Source organism: Salinivibrio sp. KP-1, from assembly GCF_000968645.1.
Taxonomy (GTDB): domain Bacteria; phylum Pseudomonadota; class Gammaproteobacteria; order Enterobacterales; family Vibrionaceae; genus Salinivibrio; species Salinivibrio siamensis.
In genome coordinates, this window is the sequence record NZ_LAQR01000005.1 from 24,321 (window position 1) to 40,559 (window position 16,239).

At 52.3% G+C, this 16,239-nt stretch carries 17 protein-coding genes; 6 read left to right on the plus strand and 11 right to left on the minus strand.

Annotated features, from left to right (window positions below):
- Positions 1–44 precede the first annotated feature (44 nt).
- Positions 45–1,109, plus strand: a complete 1,065-nt coding sequence (gene hemE / locus WN56_RS07870; RefSeq protein ID WP_046074517.1) for a uroporphyrinogen decarboxylase — start codon at positions 45–47, stop codon at positions 1,107–1,109.
- A gap of 42 nt (positions 1,110–1,151) precedes the next feature.
- Here the strand turns inward: hemE and WN56_RS07875 are convergent, their stop codons facing one another.
- Complete coding sequence (locus WN56_RS07875) at positions 1,152–1,739, minus strand: uracil-DNA glycosylase family protein (protein WP_046074518.1); 588 nt, start codon at positions 1,737–1,739, stop codon at positions 1,152–1,154.
- The gene (locus WN56_RS07880; RefSeq protein WP_046074519.1) at positions 1,739–2,644 is read right to left on the minus strand and encodes a D-2-hydroxyacid dehydrogenase; all 906 of its coding nucleotides are present in this window, start codon (positions 2,642–2,644) and stop codon (positions 1,739–1,741) included. The genes WN56_RS07875 and WN56_RS07880 overlap by 1 nt, the downstream gene beginning before the upstream one ends.
- Positions 2,645–2,735: 91 nt before the next feature.
- Between WN56_RS07880 and WN56_RS07885 the strand changes: the two genes are divergently transcribed.
- Positions 2,736–3,326 (plus strand): YjaG family protein, encoded by a 591-nt coding sequence (locus WN56_RS07885; protein ID WP_046074520.1) that lies wholly within the window; start codon positions 2,736–2,738, stop codon positions 3,324–3,326.
- Between the two features lie 44 nt (positions 3,327–3,370).
- Here WN56_RS07885 and WN56_RS07890 read toward each other — a convergent pair whose 3' ends face one another.
- On the minus strand, positions 3,371–4,459 hold the full coding sequence (locus tag WN56_RS07890; protein WP_046074521.1) for a CNNM domain-containing protein: 1,089 nt from the start codon (positions 4,457–4,459) through the stop codon (positions 3,371–3,373).
- Positions 4,460–4,682: 223 nt separating this feature from the next.
- On the opposite strand from WN56_RS07890, the gene hupA reads away from it, so the two are divergent.
- Both hupA and WN56_RS16550 read left to right on the plus strand, forming a co-directional pair.
- Positions 4,683–4,955 (plus strand): nucleoid-associated protein HU-alpha, encoded by a 273-nt coding sequence (hupA, locus tag WN56_RS07895; protein WP_046074522.1) that lies wholly within the window; start codon positions 4,683–4,685, stop codon positions 4,953–4,955.
- 59 nt (positions 4,956–5,014) lie between these two features.
- Entirely contained in the window at positions 5,015–5,689 is a 675-nt protein-coding gene (locus WN56_RS16550) for a DUF1481 domain-containing protein (RefSeq protein WP_077639296.1), read from the plus strand.
- Positions 5,690–5,751: 62 nt separating this feature from the next.
- On the opposite strand, the gene purD is transcribed toward WN56_RS16550, so the two are convergent.
- Both purD and purH read right to left on the minus strand, forming a co-directional pair.
- Positions 5,752–7,038 (minus strand): phosphoribosylamine--glycine ligase, encoded by a 1,287-nt coding sequence (gene purD, locus WN56_RS07905; protein ID WP_046074523.1) that lies wholly within the window; start codon positions 7,036–7,038, stop codon positions 5,752–5,754.
- A gap of 20 nt (positions 7,039–7,058) precedes the next feature.
- The gene (purH, locus tag WN56_RS07910) at positions 7,059–8,648 is read right to left on the minus strand and encodes a bifunctional phosphoribosylaminoimidazolecarboxamide formyltransferase/IMP cyclohydrolase (RefSeq protein ID WP_046074524.1); all 1,590 of its coding nucleotides are present in this window, start codon (positions 8,646–8,648) and stop codon (positions 7,059–7,061) included.
- A 273-nt stretch (positions 8,649–8,921) separates the two neighbouring features.
- Between purH and zntR the strand changes: the two genes are divergently transcribed.
- Positions 8,922–9,347 (plus strand): Zn(2+)-responsive transcriptional regulator, encoded by a 426-nt coding sequence (gene zntR / locus WN56_RS07915; protein WP_369795702.1) that lies wholly within the window; start codon positions 8,922–8,924, stop codon positions 9,345–9,347.
- 91 nt (positions 9,348–9,438) lie between these two features.
- Here zntR and fis read toward each other — a convergent pair whose 3' ends face one another.
- From fis to prmA, 3 genes are all read right to left on the minus strand, one after another.
- Positions 9,439–9,735: a DNA-binding transcriptional regulator Fis gene (gene fis / locus WN56_RS07920; protein WP_021024113.1), complete on the minus strand. Its 297-nt coding sequence runs from the start codon at positions 9,733–9,735 to the stop codon at positions 9,439–9,441.
- A gap of 22 nt (positions 9,736–9,757) precedes the next feature.
- Positions 9,758–10,723: a tRNA dihydrouridine synthase DusB gene (dusB, locus tag WN56_RS07925; RefSeq protein ID WP_046074526.1), complete on the minus strand. Its 966-nt coding sequence runs from the start codon at positions 10,721–10,723 to the stop codon at positions 9,758–9,760.
- A gap of 230 nt (positions 10,724–10,953) precedes the next feature.
- Positions 10,954–11,841: a 50S ribosomal protein L11 methyltransferase gene (prmA, locus tag WN56_RS07930; protein ID WP_046074527.1), complete on the minus strand. Its 888-nt coding sequence runs from the start codon at positions 11,839–11,841 to the stop codon at positions 10,954–10,956.
- 241 nt (positions 11,842–12,082) lie between these two features.
- Between prmA and WN56_RS07935 the strand changes: the two genes are divergently transcribed.
- Positions 12,083–13,717: a PAS domain-containing methyl-accepting chemotaxis protein gene (locus WN56_RS07935; RefSeq protein WP_046074528.1), complete on the plus strand. Its 1,635-nt coding sequence runs from the start codon at positions 12,083–12,085 to the stop codon at positions 13,715–13,717.
- Between the two features lie 108 nt (positions 13,718–13,825).
- Here the strand turns inward: WN56_RS07935 and accC are convergent, their stop codons facing one another.
- From accC to aroQ, 3 genes are read right to left on the minus strand one after another with little or no spacing between them, the layout of a single operon-like run.
- On the minus strand, positions 13,826–15,169 hold the full coding sequence (gene accC / locus WN56_RS07940; protein ID WP_046074529.1) for an acetyl-CoA carboxylase biotin carboxylase subunit: 1,344 nt from the start codon (positions 15,167–15,169) through the stop codon (positions 13,826–13,828).
- Positions 15,170–15,179: 10 nt separating this feature from the next.
- A complete protein-coding gene (gene accB, locus WN56_RS07945; protein ID WP_046074530.1) occupies positions 15,180–15,638 on the minus strand; it encodes an acetyl-CoA carboxylase biotin carboxyl carrier protein in 459 nt (152 codons plus the stop codon).
- A 26-nt stretch (positions 15,639–15,664) separates the two neighbouring features.
- The gene (aroQ, locus tag WN56_RS07950; protein ID WP_046074531.1) at positions 15,665–16,120 is read right to left on the minus strand and encodes a type II 3-dehydroquinate dehydratase; all 456 of its coding nucleotides are present in this window, start codon (positions 16,118–16,120) and stop codon (positions 15,665–15,667) included.
- Positions 16,121–16,239: the final 119 nt, after the last annotated feature.

A 16,239-nucleotide genomic window follows, 5' to 3' on the forward strand; every position in this document is an offset into this window, starting at 1 on the left:
CAGTGATACAATGAGCGCCACTATTCGCACACAGGTTTAACACAATGACCGAATTAAAAAACGATCGTTATTTACGCGCCCTTTACAAGCAGTCAGTCGATTGCACCCCCGTATGGATGATGCGCCAAGCGGGTCGCTATCTACCGGAGTATCGTGAATTGCGTGCGCAAGCGGGGGATTTTTTGTCATTGTGTAAAAACGCCGAGCTGGCTTGCGAAGTCACCATGCAGCCACTGCGTCGTTTCGATTTAGATGCGGCGATCTTGTTCTCAGACATCCTCACCATTCCGGATGCGATGGGGCTCGGTCTGTACTTTGAAACGGGCGAGGGACCCAAGTTTTCCCGCCCCATCACTTGTAAAGCCGACGTGGATAAAATTGGCATGCCTGATCCCGAAGGGGAACTGCAGTATGTGATGAATGCGGTACGTACCATCCGTCGTGAGTTAAACGGTGACGTGCCGTTAATTGGTTTTTCGGGAAGCCCGTGGACCTTGGCGACCTACATGGTGGAAGGTGGCACCTCAAAAGCCTTTACCAAAATTAAGAAGATGATGTATGCCGAGCCTCAAACTCTGCATGCCTTACTCGATAAACTCGCTGACAGCGTGACCAGTTATTTGAATGCGCAAATTAAAGCCGGCGCCCAGTCGGTTATGGTGTTTGATACCTGGGGGGGCGTGCTCACGCCACGCGACTATAACGACTTTTCTTTGCAGTATATGCAGAAAATCGTTGATGGCCTTATTCGCGAAAATGACGGTCGCCGTGTCCCTGTTACCTTGTTCACCAAAAATGCGGGGATGTGGTTAGAGCATATCGCGGCCACAGGGTGCGACGGTGTGGGACTAGACTGGACCATTAACATTGCGGATGCCAAAGCGCGAATTGGCGACAAAGTGGCGCTGCAAGGCAATATGGATCCATCGATGCTCTATGCGAGCCCAGAGCGCATTCGCCAAGAGGTCGCCACCATCCTCGAAGGGTTTGGAGAGGGCACGGGCCATGTGTTTAACCTTGGGCATGGCATTCATTTGGATGTGCCGCCAGAAAACGCAGGCGCCTTTATTGATGCGGTGCATGAACTCTCGCGCCCTTACCACGATTAGTCAAACACGCTCGCCGTCTGGCGAGCGTTGTTCTTTTTAGCCTCAATCGTATAAAGCCTGTTGAACGTGATAACGCATGGCGGGCACCACCTGCTCTTCAAACCACGGATTGCGGCGCAGCCATAAGCTATTTCTGGGAGAAGGGTGAGGCAGTGCAAAGGTATGAGGGGCCCACTTTTGCCAGTGCTTGACGGTCTCGGTCAAAGTTTTGGGTTTATTGGCTAAATAGTACTGCTGTGCATATTGGCCAATCAGCAAGGTTACCGCAACATGAGGAAGGTGCGCTTTGATTGCCTGGTGCCATACGGGGGCGCAGATACGCGCCGGCGGTAGATCGCCCGATTTACCTTTGCCGGGATAACAAAAGCCCATGGGCATGATGGCAAATAAATCCGACTGATAAAACTGCTCACGTGTGACCCCCAGCCATTCACGCAGGCGGTCGCCACTGGGGTCATTAAACGGCAGCCCACTCTCATGGACACGTCTACCTGGTGCTTGGCCGATAATCAGAACGCGAGCGTCAGCACTGGCCTGGATCATCGGCTGAGGGCCGTCTGCTAGCCAATGCTGACACAAACGGCATTCACGTGCTGCGGCTAAAGCCGTGTCTAAATCCGGAAAGAGCATTAGTACCCTTTGTCAAAGTCGACAGTGTGAATCAGAGGCTGGCCTGCATGCCAGCGACGATAATTATCCGCAAAGAGCGCAAAAACCTGCTCAGGAAAACTGACGGCAGCAATATGTGGCGTCACGCTCACGTTGGGGTGTGTCCAAAAGGGGTGCTGCTTCGGCAGCGGCTCTTGTTGCATCACATCCAAGACCGCCAGGCGTAGTTTTTTGTTGTCTAAAGCGTCGAGCAGGGCGAGCTCATCCACGGTCGCGCCACGGCCAACGTTAATAAACAAGAGGTGTTGCCCATGCTGCCAAAAAACTGCATTCAGGCATTGGTATGTGGCTGGCGTCGCGGGCAAGGTACTGACCAAAACATCTACCTCGCCCAAGCGTTGCTGTAATGCTGGCAGCGTCAGTGTGTGATCAAAGCTATCGACTGGCCGCCCATCTTGGTTGACGCCAAGTACCGTCATGCCAAAGGCGTGTGCGACGGTCGCGATATGCTGGCCAATCGCCCCTGTGCCTAAGATGGCGAGCGTTTGCCCTCGCAATGACTGATAGGGTTGAGGCTGCCAGTGACACTGCGCTTGTTGCTTCGCGTACTGACCAATATGTCGGCTTTCATTGAGCACAAACCCGAAGACATATTCGGCCATCAGTGCCCCGAATATGCCGCGCACGTTGGTGAGTTGATATTGACGGAAAGGGGCTTTAATCAGGGCATCGGTACCGGCAAAGGTCGACTGGAGCCAACGCAACGCCTTGGCTTTGGGCAATAGCGGGGCCGCAAGCGGCGGATCGGCCAACCAGATACTGGCCTCCTCTGCGGATGAGGTGATAGCGAGATCGGGGAGCTGAGCCGTTTCAATCAACTGGTGATAAGTCTCGGCATGCTCGCTGACAACGTAAATTTTATCCACAAAGGCTCCTTTTTATGGTGGGGGGAATCAAGTACACTGAGCGCATTCTATGAGGATAACACTCCTTCTCGCTATTAAAGATCAACTGGCTATGTTACGAAACCCTTTACAACTACGTTTGGAAAAATGTGAGAATTGGCAGCATATTTGTTTTATGGCTGCGCTGGTGGAGCGTATGGTGCCCAACTATGCCCTTTACTGTGCGCAAACCGAGTTTGCTGATCCCCAAGCGTTTCGCAATATTCTCGATGCAGTGTGGGAGTCGCAAACAGTCAAAACGGCCAAGATTGATTTTGAGCGGCAGCTGGAGAAGCTGGAGCCATTGATCCCGGTGGCTGACGATGAGGCCATTTACCTGACCTACCCGGCAATTGATGCTTGCATCGCCTTGTCTCAGCTTCTTCACGCCCTGTTGGATCGTGATGAAATACTCCCTATTACCCTGAAAGTCTCTCAGCAATCTATCCACAGCGTAGCGCAGCTAGAAGAGGCGCAAACGGGTGAGGCGGTGACGGATGAGAATCAAAAGACGTTTGAAGCGGTTTGCGAAGAATGGGATGCCCAATGGGCCATTTTTCGCGTGCTGAAAAGTGCGGAAAGCCGTGATGTGGAGATGATCAAAAGCATTCGTCAAGAGCTGCGTGAGGCGGGCGTGAGTAACCTTGGGTTAAGTGTCGAGTAAGCACACTTTATCCGAGAAAAGGCGGCGCAAGCCGCCTTTTCTGATCATGACTCATCCGTATGTCGCTGCACCGGTGGTTCATCGTCATCTTGGCTTTCAATCATGTTGTGCTGCTTCTTCCAAGCATCCCAACGCTGATAAGCGAGTTGTTGCATATCGGTGACCGTGTCCGCCTCATCGATGATTTCTCGCCCCGTTAAGTACTCAAACACATCCTCCAAGGTGATAATACCTTGCACCGTGCCATATTCATCGACAATCATCGCCAACTGGGCGCGGCGGATCATCAATATATCAAACGCTTGCAAAACACTGTTGCCGGGAAGGATCACCGCGAGGGGGCGCATGAGATTGCCTATCGGCGTTTGGCCAGCGCCTTGGGTTTTGGCTTCATAGATATTGGACTTGTGGACAAAGCCTAGAATATCGTCACGCTGTTCACCGTAAACCAGTGGGCGAGAGAATGGGCAGTCACCGTGTTCGTCGAGGAAGGTATTCACATCCATCTCGGCAGGAATGCGAAACAGGACCGGGCGCGGTGTCATCAGCTGTGTTGCGGGCAGGTCACGTAACTTCAGCATGTTATGAAGCATTTGCGTTTCGTCCTCACCCATTTCTCCACTTTCTGAGGCCAGCATCGCCATCGCTGAGATTTCGTCCCGCAGTTTAACATGGGTAGTGTCCGCACTAAGTCGCTTGGTAATTTGTTCAGACAGCCAAACGAATGGCGTCAGCGCCCACACCATCCACTTGAGTACCAGCGCCGCGCCAGGTGCCAATTGCGGCCAGAAGTTCGCGCCAATGGTTTTAGGGATGATTTCTGAGAGAAGCAGAATCGCAAGCGTCAATACGGCAGAGAAAACCCCGACCCACGCATCGCCAAACACGTGAGCCGCTTGCGCCCCCGCGCCAGCTGCCCCGACTGTATGGGCGATGGTATTGAGGGTTAAAATGGAGGCCAAAGGGCGATCAATATCCTTCTTAAGCGCATTGAGCCGCTCGGCAGCAGGATGCGCTTGATGGCGCAGGTTCGCTATGTAGCTGGGGGTGATGCTAAGCAAAATCGCTTCGAGCACAGAGCAGATGAATGAGACACCAATAGAAAGCGAAATAAAAAGAACCAGAATGAGCATAGGTTTCCGGAGTTAAAAGCCAATCAACACCCTAAAGATCAGGCCATTGGCGGGCTTTTACAACCATTCAACTGAGAAAAAACGCAACAAATTGTGAGATCGCGCTCAGTTTGTGGTTAAAGAGCCTCCATACAGCCACACTCAGCGCCACAAACCTTTGCCAGCCGGGCTTCTTTTGAATTAGAGTGACTTCGTCTCTAAAAAACCTAGAAGGGAAGACATAATGAACAAGACCCAACTGATCGACCTGATCGCGGAAAAAGCAGACCTTTCAAAAGCACAAGCGAAAACAGCTTTGGAAGCGACTTTGGGCGGTATTGAAGGCGCCTTAAAAGAAGGCGAGCAGGTACAACTGATTGGCTTCGGTACGTTTAAGCTTAACCACCGTGCAGCACGCACCGGTCGTAACCCACAAACGGGTCAAGAAATTCAAATCGCTGCAGCAAACGTCCCTGCGTTTGTCGCAGGTAAAGCGTTAAAAGACGCGGTTAAGTAAGCACGCATGCTGATGTCGCCATAGCCTCCTGCTATGGCGTTTTTGTCTCTGAGCCCGCCATGCGATTTTACCTCTGTATACTTGCCTTAGTAATGGCACTGACAGGCTGTTCTAGCGGTAAGCCGCCAAAGCCCGTCACTCATACTACCGCATTCTCAGCGGGAGATTATCGCGCCGTTTATTGGCTAGATAGCCAACAAGGGCAGGTTATCGGTTTAGCGGAGAAAGCGTGGCAAGGCGATTACGGTCAGTACCGCAGTGAATATGCTTGGCGAGCGGGTAGTCTGCGTGCGTTAAAGCGTGAAGGGAAAAAGCTGGTCGATAACCGCTTGGTGCCCTTTTCGATGCACGTACGGTTTGACGCCAATGGTGAGCCGGTTTTCCAGCGCTATCATCAAGGTGATGCGCTGTTGCCTTTAGACAGTGCGACTTTATCCCGCCTGTATCAAGAAGCGAATCAAATTGAGCACCAAGCGCAGGCGCAATTAGCCAACAATGTCTCGGTGCTGCAAGCGCAGCGACAAGGTGAATATTGGCTTGATTGCGACGACGACCGTCAGCGTTGGGCGTTTCCCGAGACGATGACACCGTCTTTAGTGCAGCGTCTCAACCAGCCTGGCACGTTTGTGATTGCAGGAGGGAGCCCAAGTATCGGTCGCGACCAGATAGACTTTTTGGTACATGTCGAGGGGGAAAAGCGTTGTTTACAGCGCCCTCGCTTACTGGATGAGTAAAGTGAAGAGCGGTGAAAAAATGCGCCTACTTGGCGCATTTTTTATATCATGTGTTGCGACAATTATGCCATTTGCTCGCGTGAAACGGCGCGGTGGGCGATGTCACAGCGGTAGAAACAACCGGGCCAATGAATCAAGGCCGCGAGCGCGTCAGCCCCTTGTTTTGCCGTGGTCACATTCTCACCTAATGCGGTAGCACAGAGTACACGCCCGCCAGCGGTCACGATATCGCCGTCTTTTAGCGCGGTACCTGCGTGAAACACTTTGGCCGTCTCACTATCGGTGGGCAACCCAGTGATACGATCGCCTTTTCGATACTCACCTGGATAGCCGCCAGCGGCTAAGACCACACCCACGGCTGCACGCGGATCCCAGTGAGACTCGACCTTATCAAGGCGTCCCTCTGTGCCCGCCAAGCAAAGCGCAACCAAGTCAGATTGCAAGCGCATCATAATTGGTTGGGTTTCCGGATCGCCGAAGCGACAGTTAAACTCGATCACTTTTGGGGTGCCATCGGCGGTAATCATGAGTCCTGCGTACAAAAAGCCGGTGTAGGGCACACCGTCTTCGTGCATCCCTTTCACGGTGGGCATGATCACCTCTTCCATCACGCGTTGGTGAATCGCATCGGTCACCACAGGGGCGGGTGAGTATGCACCCATCCCGCCGGTATTCAGGCCGGTATCGCCTTCACCGACCCGTTTGTGGTCTTGGCTGGTGGCCATGGGGAGCACATGCTCGCCATCCACCATGACGATAAAGCTTGCTTCTTCACCTTGCAGGAATTCCTCGATGACCACACGGTGGCCTGCTTCACCAAATGCGTTATCCGAGAGCATATCGCGTACCGCGTCGGTGGCTTCTTGCTCGGTCATTGCCACAATGACGCCCTTACCGGCGGCCAAGCCATCGGCTTTGACCACAATGGGCGCACCTTTTTCAGCGATGTAGGCTAGCGCGGGCTCAACCGTAGAAAAGGTTTGGTAGTCAGCGGTGGGAATACCGTGACGTGCCAAAAAGTCTTTACTGAAGGCTTTTGAGCCTTCAAGTTGTGCCGCTGCTTGAGTAGGGCCAAAGATAGCCAAGCCGTGTTCACGGAAGGCATCGACCACGCCCAAGACCAGTGGCGCTTCTGGGCCCACGATGGTTAAGCCAATCTGTTGCTCGCGCGCAAAGGCCAGCAATCCCTCAACGTCATCAGCAGCAATGGCGATATTGCTGACTTTTTCCTCGTGGGCGGTGCCGGCATTGCCCGGTGCGCAATATACGATTTCAACGTTTGATGACTGCGCGGCTTTCCACGCCAGGGCATGTTCACGGCCACCGCCACCAATCACTAATACCTTCATGTTTTCTCCTTCATACCCACTTAGTGGCGGAAATGGCGCATACCGGTAAAGACCATCGCCATGCCATGCTCATTGGCGGCGGCAATCACTTCTTCATCACGCATCGAACCACCCGGTTGGATCACGCAGGTGATCCCAGCGTTTGCCGCAGCATCAATACCGTCACGGAAAGGGAAGAAAGCATCGGAGGCCATCACGCTACCGGCCACTTCGAGATGCTCATCGGCCGCTTTAATACCGGCTATTTTCGCCGAGTAGACGCGGCTCATTTGGCCGGCGCCCACGCCAATGGTCATGCTGTCTTTAGCATACACAATCGCGTTCGATTTCACGTATTTTGCCACTTTCCAGCAAAATAGCGCATCGTTTAGCTCTTTGTCTGTGGGCTGGCGCTCAGTGACAATACGCAAATCGTCTAAACCGACCATGCCTTGGTCGCGGGCTTGGACTAACAAGCCGCCGTTAACCCGCTTACTATCCCAACCTGTGGTGCGCGTTTGCCATTGACCACACTCGAGAAGGCGTACGTTCTTCTTCGCTGCGACCACCGCTTTGGCGGCGTCACTGACGCGAGGGGCGATGATCACTTCAACAAATTGACGTTCGACAATGGCGTGTGCCGTGTCGCTGTCCAGTTCACGGTTAAAGGCAATAATGCCACCAAATGCTGAGGTAGGATCGGTTTGATAAGCACGTTGATAGGCGCTGAGTAAGTCTTCACCGATGGCAACGCCACAGGGATTGGCGTGCTTTACAATCACGCAAGCAGGCTGTTCAAACTCTTTCACGCACTCTAATGCCGCATCGGTGTCAGCGATATTGTTATAAGACAGCGCCTTGCCCTGTAGTTGGGTCGCCGTCGCTACCGAGGCCTCTTGCGGTTGAGTTTCAGTATAAAACGCGCCTGCCTGATGGCTGTTCTCGCCATAGCGCATGTCTTGCTTTTTGACCCAATGTTGCGTCAGGGTGCGCGGGAATGGCGAGTCTTGGCTCTCTTCGGCGTGATGGTAGGCAGGGACTTGGGTGCCAAAGTAATTTGCAATCATGGCATCGTAGGCCGCGGTGTGCTCAAACGCGGCAATGGCTAAATCAAAGCGCGTGGCATGTGTCAAAGAGTGCTGATGCTGATCCATCTCGGTCAGCACGCGATCATAGTCTTGGCTGTTCACCACAATGGTGACGTCGGCATGGTTTTTCGCCGCTGAACGTACCATGGTCGGACCGCCGATATCGATATTTTCGATGGCTTGCTCACGTGTGCAGTCTGGGTTGGCAACGGTCTGTGCGAACGGGTAGAGATTCACCACCACCATATCAATCGGTGCGATCTGATGGCTTTCCATCACCGCATCGTCTTGACCGCGTCGGCCCAAAATGCCGCCGTGAATTTTCGGATGGAGGGTTTTCACGCGGCCATCCATCATTTCGGGGAAGCCGGTATGCTCGGAGACTTCGGTGACCGCAAGGCCGCTTTCTGCGAGTAAACGGGCCGTGCCGCCGGTCGAAAGCAGTTCGACACCGCGTTGGGCGAGCGCTTGGGCAAACTCGACCACACCGGTTTTATCAGACACGCTCAGTAACGCGCGACGAATAGGACGCAGATTTTCCATGGCTTAGTTCTCTTCACTGACAGATTGAATGCTTATCAAAGCCCATCGTGTCTATCAACATGGATAAGCTTTATTAAATCGCCAACTGTCAAAGCGGCGATATTCTATCTGATTTTGTTTGCGCAATCGATTGCTATTTGCTGATGGCGACACTTTTATTGTTTTTACACTTCAGCTTTTTCTGGTTCTCATGCAATGCTGGTCATAAGGTCGCGGCTTTGCTACAAAAAGAAGGATCAATCGCATTACGATAGAGGAGCGGTGATGACCAAATTGCTGCAAATTGGCGAGCTTGCCAAGCACTGTGGTGTCTCTACCGACACACTGCGTTTTTATGAAAAATCAGGCTTGCTGGCGCCGAGTGCGCGCACCGAAGGTGGATACCGGCTTTATGCCGATGAGGCCATTAGCCAAGTGATGTTCATTTTGCGCGGCAAAGAGATGGGGTTATCGCTTGATGAAATTCACGAGTTGTCCGACATTCGCGAAGAAGCGACCTTACACACTTGTGCAGAAGTAAAAGGGATCACCCAGCGGCGCCTGAATGAGGTCTCAGAGAAGATAGCGGCGCTTGAGCGGGTCAAGCATGCACTGACACGTTTAAATGCCGCCTGCTGCGGTATGGACGACGATGACGCGACCCATTGCTCGATATTGGAAACCCTGGCGGAGAGTGAGGACTCCAACTCATGCTGCTAAAGAGGGAGCACTTATGCGCAGTCAGAGGCAACAAAAACGGGCTAGCCGGTTGACGGTTAGCCCGTTTTATCACAACCAAACCAATGGTTGATTAGTTCATGCCGTATTTTTTCAGTTTTTTACGCAATGTACCGCGGTTAATGCCCATCATGGTGGCTGCGCGCGTTTGGTTACCGCGCGTGTATTGCATGATGGTATCCAGCAGTGGCTGCTCAACTTCTGCGAGGACAAGCTCATACAGATCGTTGACTTCCTGGCCATTCAATTGCGCGAGGTAGTTCTTCAAGGACGCTTTTACAGAGTCACGAAGTGGCTTTTGCGTAATTTGATCTTGTGAAGTTACAGTCGTTACTGTCAATGTTTCGGAAGTCAGGTTTTGTTCGAACATATTCTGTCAGCTCTTCTCGTATTTATGCAACGTTGTCGAAGTAGCCTTGCAGCGCATCGATCTGCTGTGGTGCATCTTCGATTGCGTTGAAGGTGCGGCGAAAGTCGCCAATTTGGTCATGCTCTTTTAGGTACCAGCCCACGTGTTTACGGGCAATACGTAACCCTTTGAGCTCCCCATAAAACTGATGAAGCTCTTGAACATGACCCAACAAAATTGTCCTAACCTCTTCTAGTGAAGGGGCAGGCAAGTGCTCACCTGTGGTGAGATAGTGGTGGATTTCGCGAAAAATCCACGGGCGTCCTTGAGCAGGGCGACCAATCATTACCGCATCCGCACCCGTGTAGTCGAGGACATACTGAGCTTTTTCTGGTGAGTCAATGTCGCCATTGGCAATCACCGGAATGGATACCGCTGCCTTGGCAGCCTTAATGCTGTCGTATTCTGCTTCACCTTTGTACATACAGGCACGCGTGCGGCCATGCAGTGCAAGGGCTTGGATGCCACAATCTTCCGCCATCCGGGCGATCTCAACACAATTCTTATTGTCCGGATCCCAGCCTGTGCGCGTTTTGAGTGTCACGGGAACATCCACCGCGTTTACCGTGGCTTTGAGGATTTGCTCAATGAGATCAGGCCGCGTTAGCAAGGCAGAGCCTGCTAACTTTTTATTGACCTTCTTCACCGGACAACCCATGTTGATGTCGATAATTTGCGCCCCGTTTTCAACACAAAACTGCGCTGCGTCAGCCATAAGCTCGGGTTCAGCCCCCGCGATTTGCACTGAACGCAGACCGGACTCGTCAATATGAACCATGCGCTTTTGCGATTTGCTCGTCCGCCACAACGCTGGATTCGACGACATCATTTCGCTAATAGCCATGCCCGCACCATGTGCAAGACATAACTCACGAAATGGTCTATCTGTCACGCCTGCCATTGGGGCAACGATCAAGGGGACATCCAGGGTGTAGGGTCCGATACGCAAAAGCTCTAAATCCTCTTCAGCCGCTCTGAGTCAGCAAGGGCGCGCATTTTACGCATTTTTTCAGCATCTGAAAAGGACAATATTTGAGCATTGATGGCTTGATTTTTACAGCAGTTTTTGTATCGATGGTGTTTCGCTGATTAATCAAGCAGTTCGAGTAGCACGTCAGCCATGGCTTACCGACGACAGTGAATAGGGGCGGTAAGCCAATGGCATCATCATTTGGCCAGTTACTCGGGCAAATGACCGCTGATCCGGCACCACTCTTCGCGCTCGACAATCGGGTCGATAGTGAGACTATCACGGTAATGGTTCGCCACATCATCCGCTTGAGTTTCTAGCACGCCAGACATCGCCAGCTGACCACCGGGTTTGATCAGGCCTTTGATGACACTCGATAATTCACGCAATGGTCCGGCAAGAATATTGGCCACCACCACATCGGCGTTTAAGTCAGCCGGTTGATCGTTAGGAAGATAGAGGTGAAGTTGGTCGGCGACACCATTGCGCTCGGCGTTATCTTTTGATGCCAGCAGCGCTTGTGGGTCAATATCAATACCAATCACACGCTCGGCTCCAAGTTTAATCGCCGCAATTGCGAGAATGCCGGAGCCACAGCCAAAATCAATCACGGTTTTGCCGCTTAAATCCAGACTATCAAGCCATTCCAAGCATAATGCGGTGGTCGGGTGCGAGCCGGTGCCAAAGGCGAGGCCCGGGTCGAGCATCACGTTCACCGCGTTGTCATCAGGTACCTCACACCAGGTTGGACAGATCCACAACCGCTCGCCAAATTGAATTGGCTTAAAGTTATCCATCCATGCGCGTGTCCAGTCTTTGTCTTCCAACTGCTCGACTTTATGAGCAAAGTTTTCAGCCAGCAATGGACTGGCTTGTAATACCGCTAACACCGTGCCCATATCGGCTTGAGCATCGAACAAGGCCATGATGTCTGTTTCGCCCCACAAGCGCGTTTCGCCGGGTAAAGGCTCAAATACCGGGGTGTCTTTGGCATCTAAGAAGGTGACAGATAGGGCGCCCGTTTCTTCCATTAGCAGGTCGCCAATCGCTTCGGCGTTGTCAGACGTTGCATTCAGTTTGAGTTGGATCCAAGGCATGGTGTGTCTCGTGTCGGAAAAGGAATACGTCGATTTTACCAGATCCATACTGTGCTCGCTGCACAAGATGATGACAGCATGATGAGCATTGAGGGTGGGTGGGATTTTTTGCAAGTTAGCGCGGGTTTTATGCAAATAGCCCTTTATTTATTATGGCTATTGACTACATTATTGCTCCGCGACTGGTAGCAAGTTTGGCGGCTTTGCGCCTCACTGTCATGGATAAGCGAAGGATTGGAGAATGAGAGATACGGGACCAGTGACACAAAAAGAGGTGATGTTTAACGGTTTAGGAGAACTGGTATCGAAAACCGATCTTCACGGCAAGATACAATACGCCAATGATGCCTTTATCGAAATATGCGGTTATAGCCGTGATGAGCTAATCGGCAGCGACCATAATCTCGTTCGCCACCCTGATATGCCACCGGCCGCGTTCAAGGACCTTTGGCAGACCATCAAGGCCGGTAAAAATTGGCGCGGTATGGTTAAAAATCGGTGTAAAAACGGTGACCACTATTGGGTAAACGCCTTTGTGTCACCGGTAGTAAAAGACGGGAACATCGTTGGTTATCAATCTGTGCGCAGCGAGCCTAGCCGCAATGAAGTTGCCGAGGCTGAGTCGCTGTATCGCAAGCTGAGAGACAACCCGACACGCCCGCTCCCCCCGGCTCCTCTGATGCAGCGTCTTCAGTTGCGATTCTTTTTCAACCTTTGTTTTGTGTTGGCGTTGGCGCTATGTACTTTAGGTATGGGACTGGCGCTCAGGCAGGGGCAATTCTCTTTGTTCGGCGTGATGGCGACACTGCTGCTGCTCACGGCAGGTATGACTTGGGTGATGCAAACCCGTGTAATTGGCGCAATCAAAGAGACCAGTGAGGCGTTGAAACACTTAGCTTCAGGGAACCTTGTCTCTGGGGATGAACCGGTTCGTCATGATGAATTGGGTGAGCTCAATGATAATTACCGCATGGTGAAAGCACGGTTTGGCGCGATCATCGGTCAAGTGGTGGAGAACACCCAAGTGCTCCTCGCACATGCGGATCATCTGGCGGCACGCGGCCGTAGCGTGCAAGACAACATGAGCACGCAATCGTCACAGATCACCCATGTTGCCAGCGCGATGACGCAAATGAGTGCCACCATTGAGCAAGTGGCACAAAACATGAACCGTACTGCCGACATTATCTCCCTCACGCAAGGGCGTGCGAGTGAGGGGGCCGATGTGGTCGGCCGTGCGACCACCAGCATGACTGACTTTATCCAAGAGTTGGAGCAGACCATTGCACACATTCAAGCCAGTGCTGAAGAAAGTCAAAAAATTACTCAGGTGACACAAACAATCAGTGACATTGCCGAGCAAACCAACTTACTGGCTCTGAATGCGGCTATCGAGGCTGCGAGAGCCGGAGAGCAGGGTCGAGGTTTTGCCGTCGTCGCCGATGAAGTACGGAGCCTAGCGCAGCGCACCCAACAGGCGACCCGTGATATAAAAATCATGCTAGAGGGGCTACATACGGGGATCCATCACTCCTCTGAACGAGTGCTAAGTAATAACCACATGGCGCAAGAAACGCTGGCAGTGGTGGCGGAATCGCGCGCGGTACTGGCAGACATCTTTGATAAAGTGAATCAAGTTAAGGTAATGGGGAGTGAAGTGGCGACAGCGGCGGATGAGCAGGCCAATGTGACCAAAGACATGAGTGAGTCGGTGGAGCAAATAAATGGTCAAAGCCACACCGCCAGTGAGCAGGCGACGCAAACGGCAGATATTGCGGCGCAACTGATGAGTCAGTCGTTGTACCTAAAAGAAACCTTGAATGATTTTAAGTTGGCCGGTCAAGCGAGAGATAAAGGTCAGCCTGCAAAGGCTTAAGAGAGCTCGCGAGATAATCACGCTAAAAAAGGATAAAAAAACCGCCGATTGACGGCGGTTTTGTGCTTACCTTGAAGCGGTTATATCGCTTCTAGTGCCAAGATGTCATTACGACAAACCAAGCTTTTTCTCGAGGTAATGAATGTTAGCGCCCCCATGTTGGAAGTGCTCGTCATTCATAATATCGAGTTGTAGAGGAATATTGGTTTTAATCCCATCAATGACGGTTTCCGCGAGGGCATTACGCATGCGCGCAATGGCGACATCGCGGTTCTCACCGTAACAGATAAGCTTGCCGACCATGGAGTCATAGTGGGGCGGTACTTGATAGCCTGCGTACACATGTGACTCCCAACGCACGCCCATCCCACCTGGCGAGTGGAAGCGTTCAATCTTCCCTGGACTAGGGATAAACCGCTCTGGATCTTCAGCGTTGATCCGGCATTCAACCGCATGGCCACGAATTTGGATGTCGTCTTGGGTGAACGACAGAGGTTGACCTGCTGCAATACGCAGTTGCTCTTTGACCAAGTCAATCCCGGTCACCATTTCGGTAACGGGGTGCTCGACCTGAATGCGAGTGTTCATTTCAATAAAGTAGAACTCGCCGTTTTCATATAAGAACTCAAAGGTACCTGCGCCGCGATAGCCAATTTCAACGCATGCGCGGCAGCAACGTTCGCCAATGAATTTTCGCATCTCTGCGGTAATACCAGGGGCTGGCGCTTCCTCAACCACTTTTTGATGGCGACGCTGCATCGAGCAATCGCGCTCACCCAGGTGAATCGCCCCGCCTTGACCGTCGGCGAGCACCTGTACTTCAACATGGCGTGGATTTTCCAGGAATTTTTCCATGTAAACCATGTCGTTGCTGAACGCCGATTTGGCTTCAGCACGGGTCATCGCAATCGCATCAACCAATTCAGCTTCGGAGCGAACCACGCGCATTCCCCGGCCACCGCCGCCGCCTGATGCTTTGATGATCACCGGGTAGCCAATGCGCTTAGCAATGGTTTTGTTTTTTTCCTGATCGCTGCCCAATGGACCGTCTGAACCAGGCACACAGGGCACCCCTGCTTTTTTCATCGCTTCAATGGCCGACACCTTATCGCCCATCAAACGGATGGTGTCAGCTTTGGGGCCGACAAAGACAAACCCTGAACGCTCAACTTGTTCGGCGAAATCCGCGTTTTCGGATAAGAATCCGTAACCGGGGTGAATCGCCACCGCGCCGGTAATTTCAGCCGCGCTGATAATGCGGGGAATGTTGAGGTAACTTTGGTTGCTTGGCGCTGGGCCAATACACACGGTTTCATCGGCGAGCAACACGTGTTTAAGATCACGGTCTGCGGTAGAGTGCACCGCGACGGTTTTAATCCCCAGCTCTTTACACGCACGTAAAATGCGCAGTGCAATTTCACCGCGGTTAGCAATTACAATTTTATCTAACATGCGCCCTCGCTTATTCGATGATCACGAGTGGTTCGTCGAATTCAACGGGCTGACCGTCTTCACATAGAATCGCTTTGACCACACCGCTCTTGTCGGCTTGGATTTGGTTCATCATCTTCATCGCTTCGACAATGCACAGAGCATCGCCTTCATTCACCTGGCTGCCGACTTCAACAAATGCGGCAGACTCAGGGCTTGGAGCGCGATAGAAGGTACCGACCATTGGGGAAAGCACTTGGTGTCCCGTCGGTTGTGGTGCACTTGCAGGCTCAGCAGCCGGCGCTTCAGGGGCGGCTGGCGCGGGGGCCGGGGCCGCTGGTGCCGCGTATTGCGGGGCGGCCATTTGTACCGGTGCAGCAGGGGAAGAGCGGCTGATACGAACTGACTCTTCACCTTCGGCAATTTCTAGCTCGGAGATGCCAGACTCTTCAACAAGTTCGATCAGTTTCTTAATCTTACGGATATCCATGATAGGTCTCTTCTATATGTTTTGTTTTACTCAGCCGCAAACGCTAAATGACGCGCGGCCGCTGTTAAGGCGAATTCATAACCATCAGCGCCAAACCCGCTGAGCACCCCGACGGCTTTGTCTGATAAGTACGAGTGATGCCGGAAGGGCTCTCGGGCATAAACATTCGACAAATGCACTTCGATAAAGGGGATACTCACACCCAGTAAAGCGTCACGCAGGGCTACGGAGGTGTGGGTCAGCGCGGCTGGGTTGATGATGATAAAATCCACGGTCTCCATCGCTTGGTGGATTTTATCGATAAGGCTAGCTTCGCTATTGGATTGAAAGTGTTCAAGATTGAGCCCCAAGGTCGTGGCTTGTGCCTCGAGAGCCGCCATGATTTGGCCAAGCGTTTGGGCGCCGTAATGTTCGGGCTCACGCTGACCGAGCAAATTAAGGTTTGGGCCATTTAACACTAAAACTTGGTTTCTTGTAGACATCTTGACGCTTACTTCTCCTATTCGCTGTTATTGTGCAGCTTAACGCGGATTCCAGCCGATGGACATGTTATGACGGCGCATACCATGCAATTTTGTCCTTACTGACAGCAATTATAGAG

What these genes read in the sequence shown, in the direction of transcription:
- hemE (WP_046074517.1), top strand. Translation starts at nt 45, where the DNA reads ATGACCGAATTAAAAAACGATCGTTATTTACGCGCCCTTTACAAGCAG.
- WN56_RS07875 (WP_046074518.1), bottom strand. Translation starts at nt 1,739, where the DNA reads ATGCTCTTTCCGGATTTAGACACGGCTTTAGCCGCAGCACGTGAATGC.
- WN56_RS07885 (WP_046074520.1), top strand. Translation starts at nt 2,736, where the DNA reads ATGTTACGAAACCCTTTACAACTACGTTTGGAAAAATGTGAGAATTGG.
- WN56_RS07890 (WP_046074521.1), bottom strand. Translation starts at nt 4,459, where the DNA reads ATGCTCATTCTGGTTCTTTTTATTTCGCTTTCTATTGGTGTCTCATTC.
- hupA (WP_046074522.1), top strand. Translation starts at nt 4,683, where the DNA reads ATGAACAAGACCCAACTGATCGACCTGATCGCGGAAAAAGCAGACCTT.
- WN56_RS16550 (WP_077639296.1), top strand. Translation starts at nt 5,015, where the DNA reads ATGCGATTTTACCTCTGTATACTTGCCTTAGTAATGGCACTGACAGGC.
- purD (WP_046074523.1), bottom strand. Translation starts at nt 7,038, where the DNA reads ATGAAGGTATTAGTGATTGGTGGCGGTGGCCGTGAACATGCCCTGGCG.
- purH (WP_046074524.1), bottom strand. Translation starts at nt 8,648, where the DNA reads ATGGAAAATCTGCGTCCTATTCGTCGCGCGTTACTGAGCGTGTCTGAT.
- fis (WP_021024113.1), bottom strand. Translation starts at nt 9,735, where the DNA reads ATGTTCGAACAAAACCTGACTTCCGAAACATTGACAGTAACGACTGTA.
- prmA (WP_046074527.1), bottom strand. Translation starts at nt 11,841, where the DNA reads ATGCCTTGGATCCAACTCAAACTGAATGCAACGTCTGACAACGCCGAA.
- WN56_RS07935 (WP_046074528.1), top strand. Translation starts at nt 12,083, where the DNA reads ATGAGAGATACGGGACCAGTGACACAAAAAGAGGTGATGTTTAACGGT.
- accC (WP_046074529.1), bottom strand. Translation starts at nt 15,169, where the DNA reads ATGTTAGATAAAATTGTAATTGCTAACCGCGGTGAAATTGCACTGCGC.
- accB (WP_046074530.1), bottom strand. Translation starts at nt 15,638, where the DNA reads ATGGATATCCGTAAGATTAAGAAACTGATCGAACTTGTTGAAGAGTCT.
- aroQ (WP_046074531.1), bottom strand. Translation starts at nt 16,120, where the DNA reads ATGTCTACAAGAAACCAAGTTTTAGTGTTAAATGGCCCAAACCTTAAT.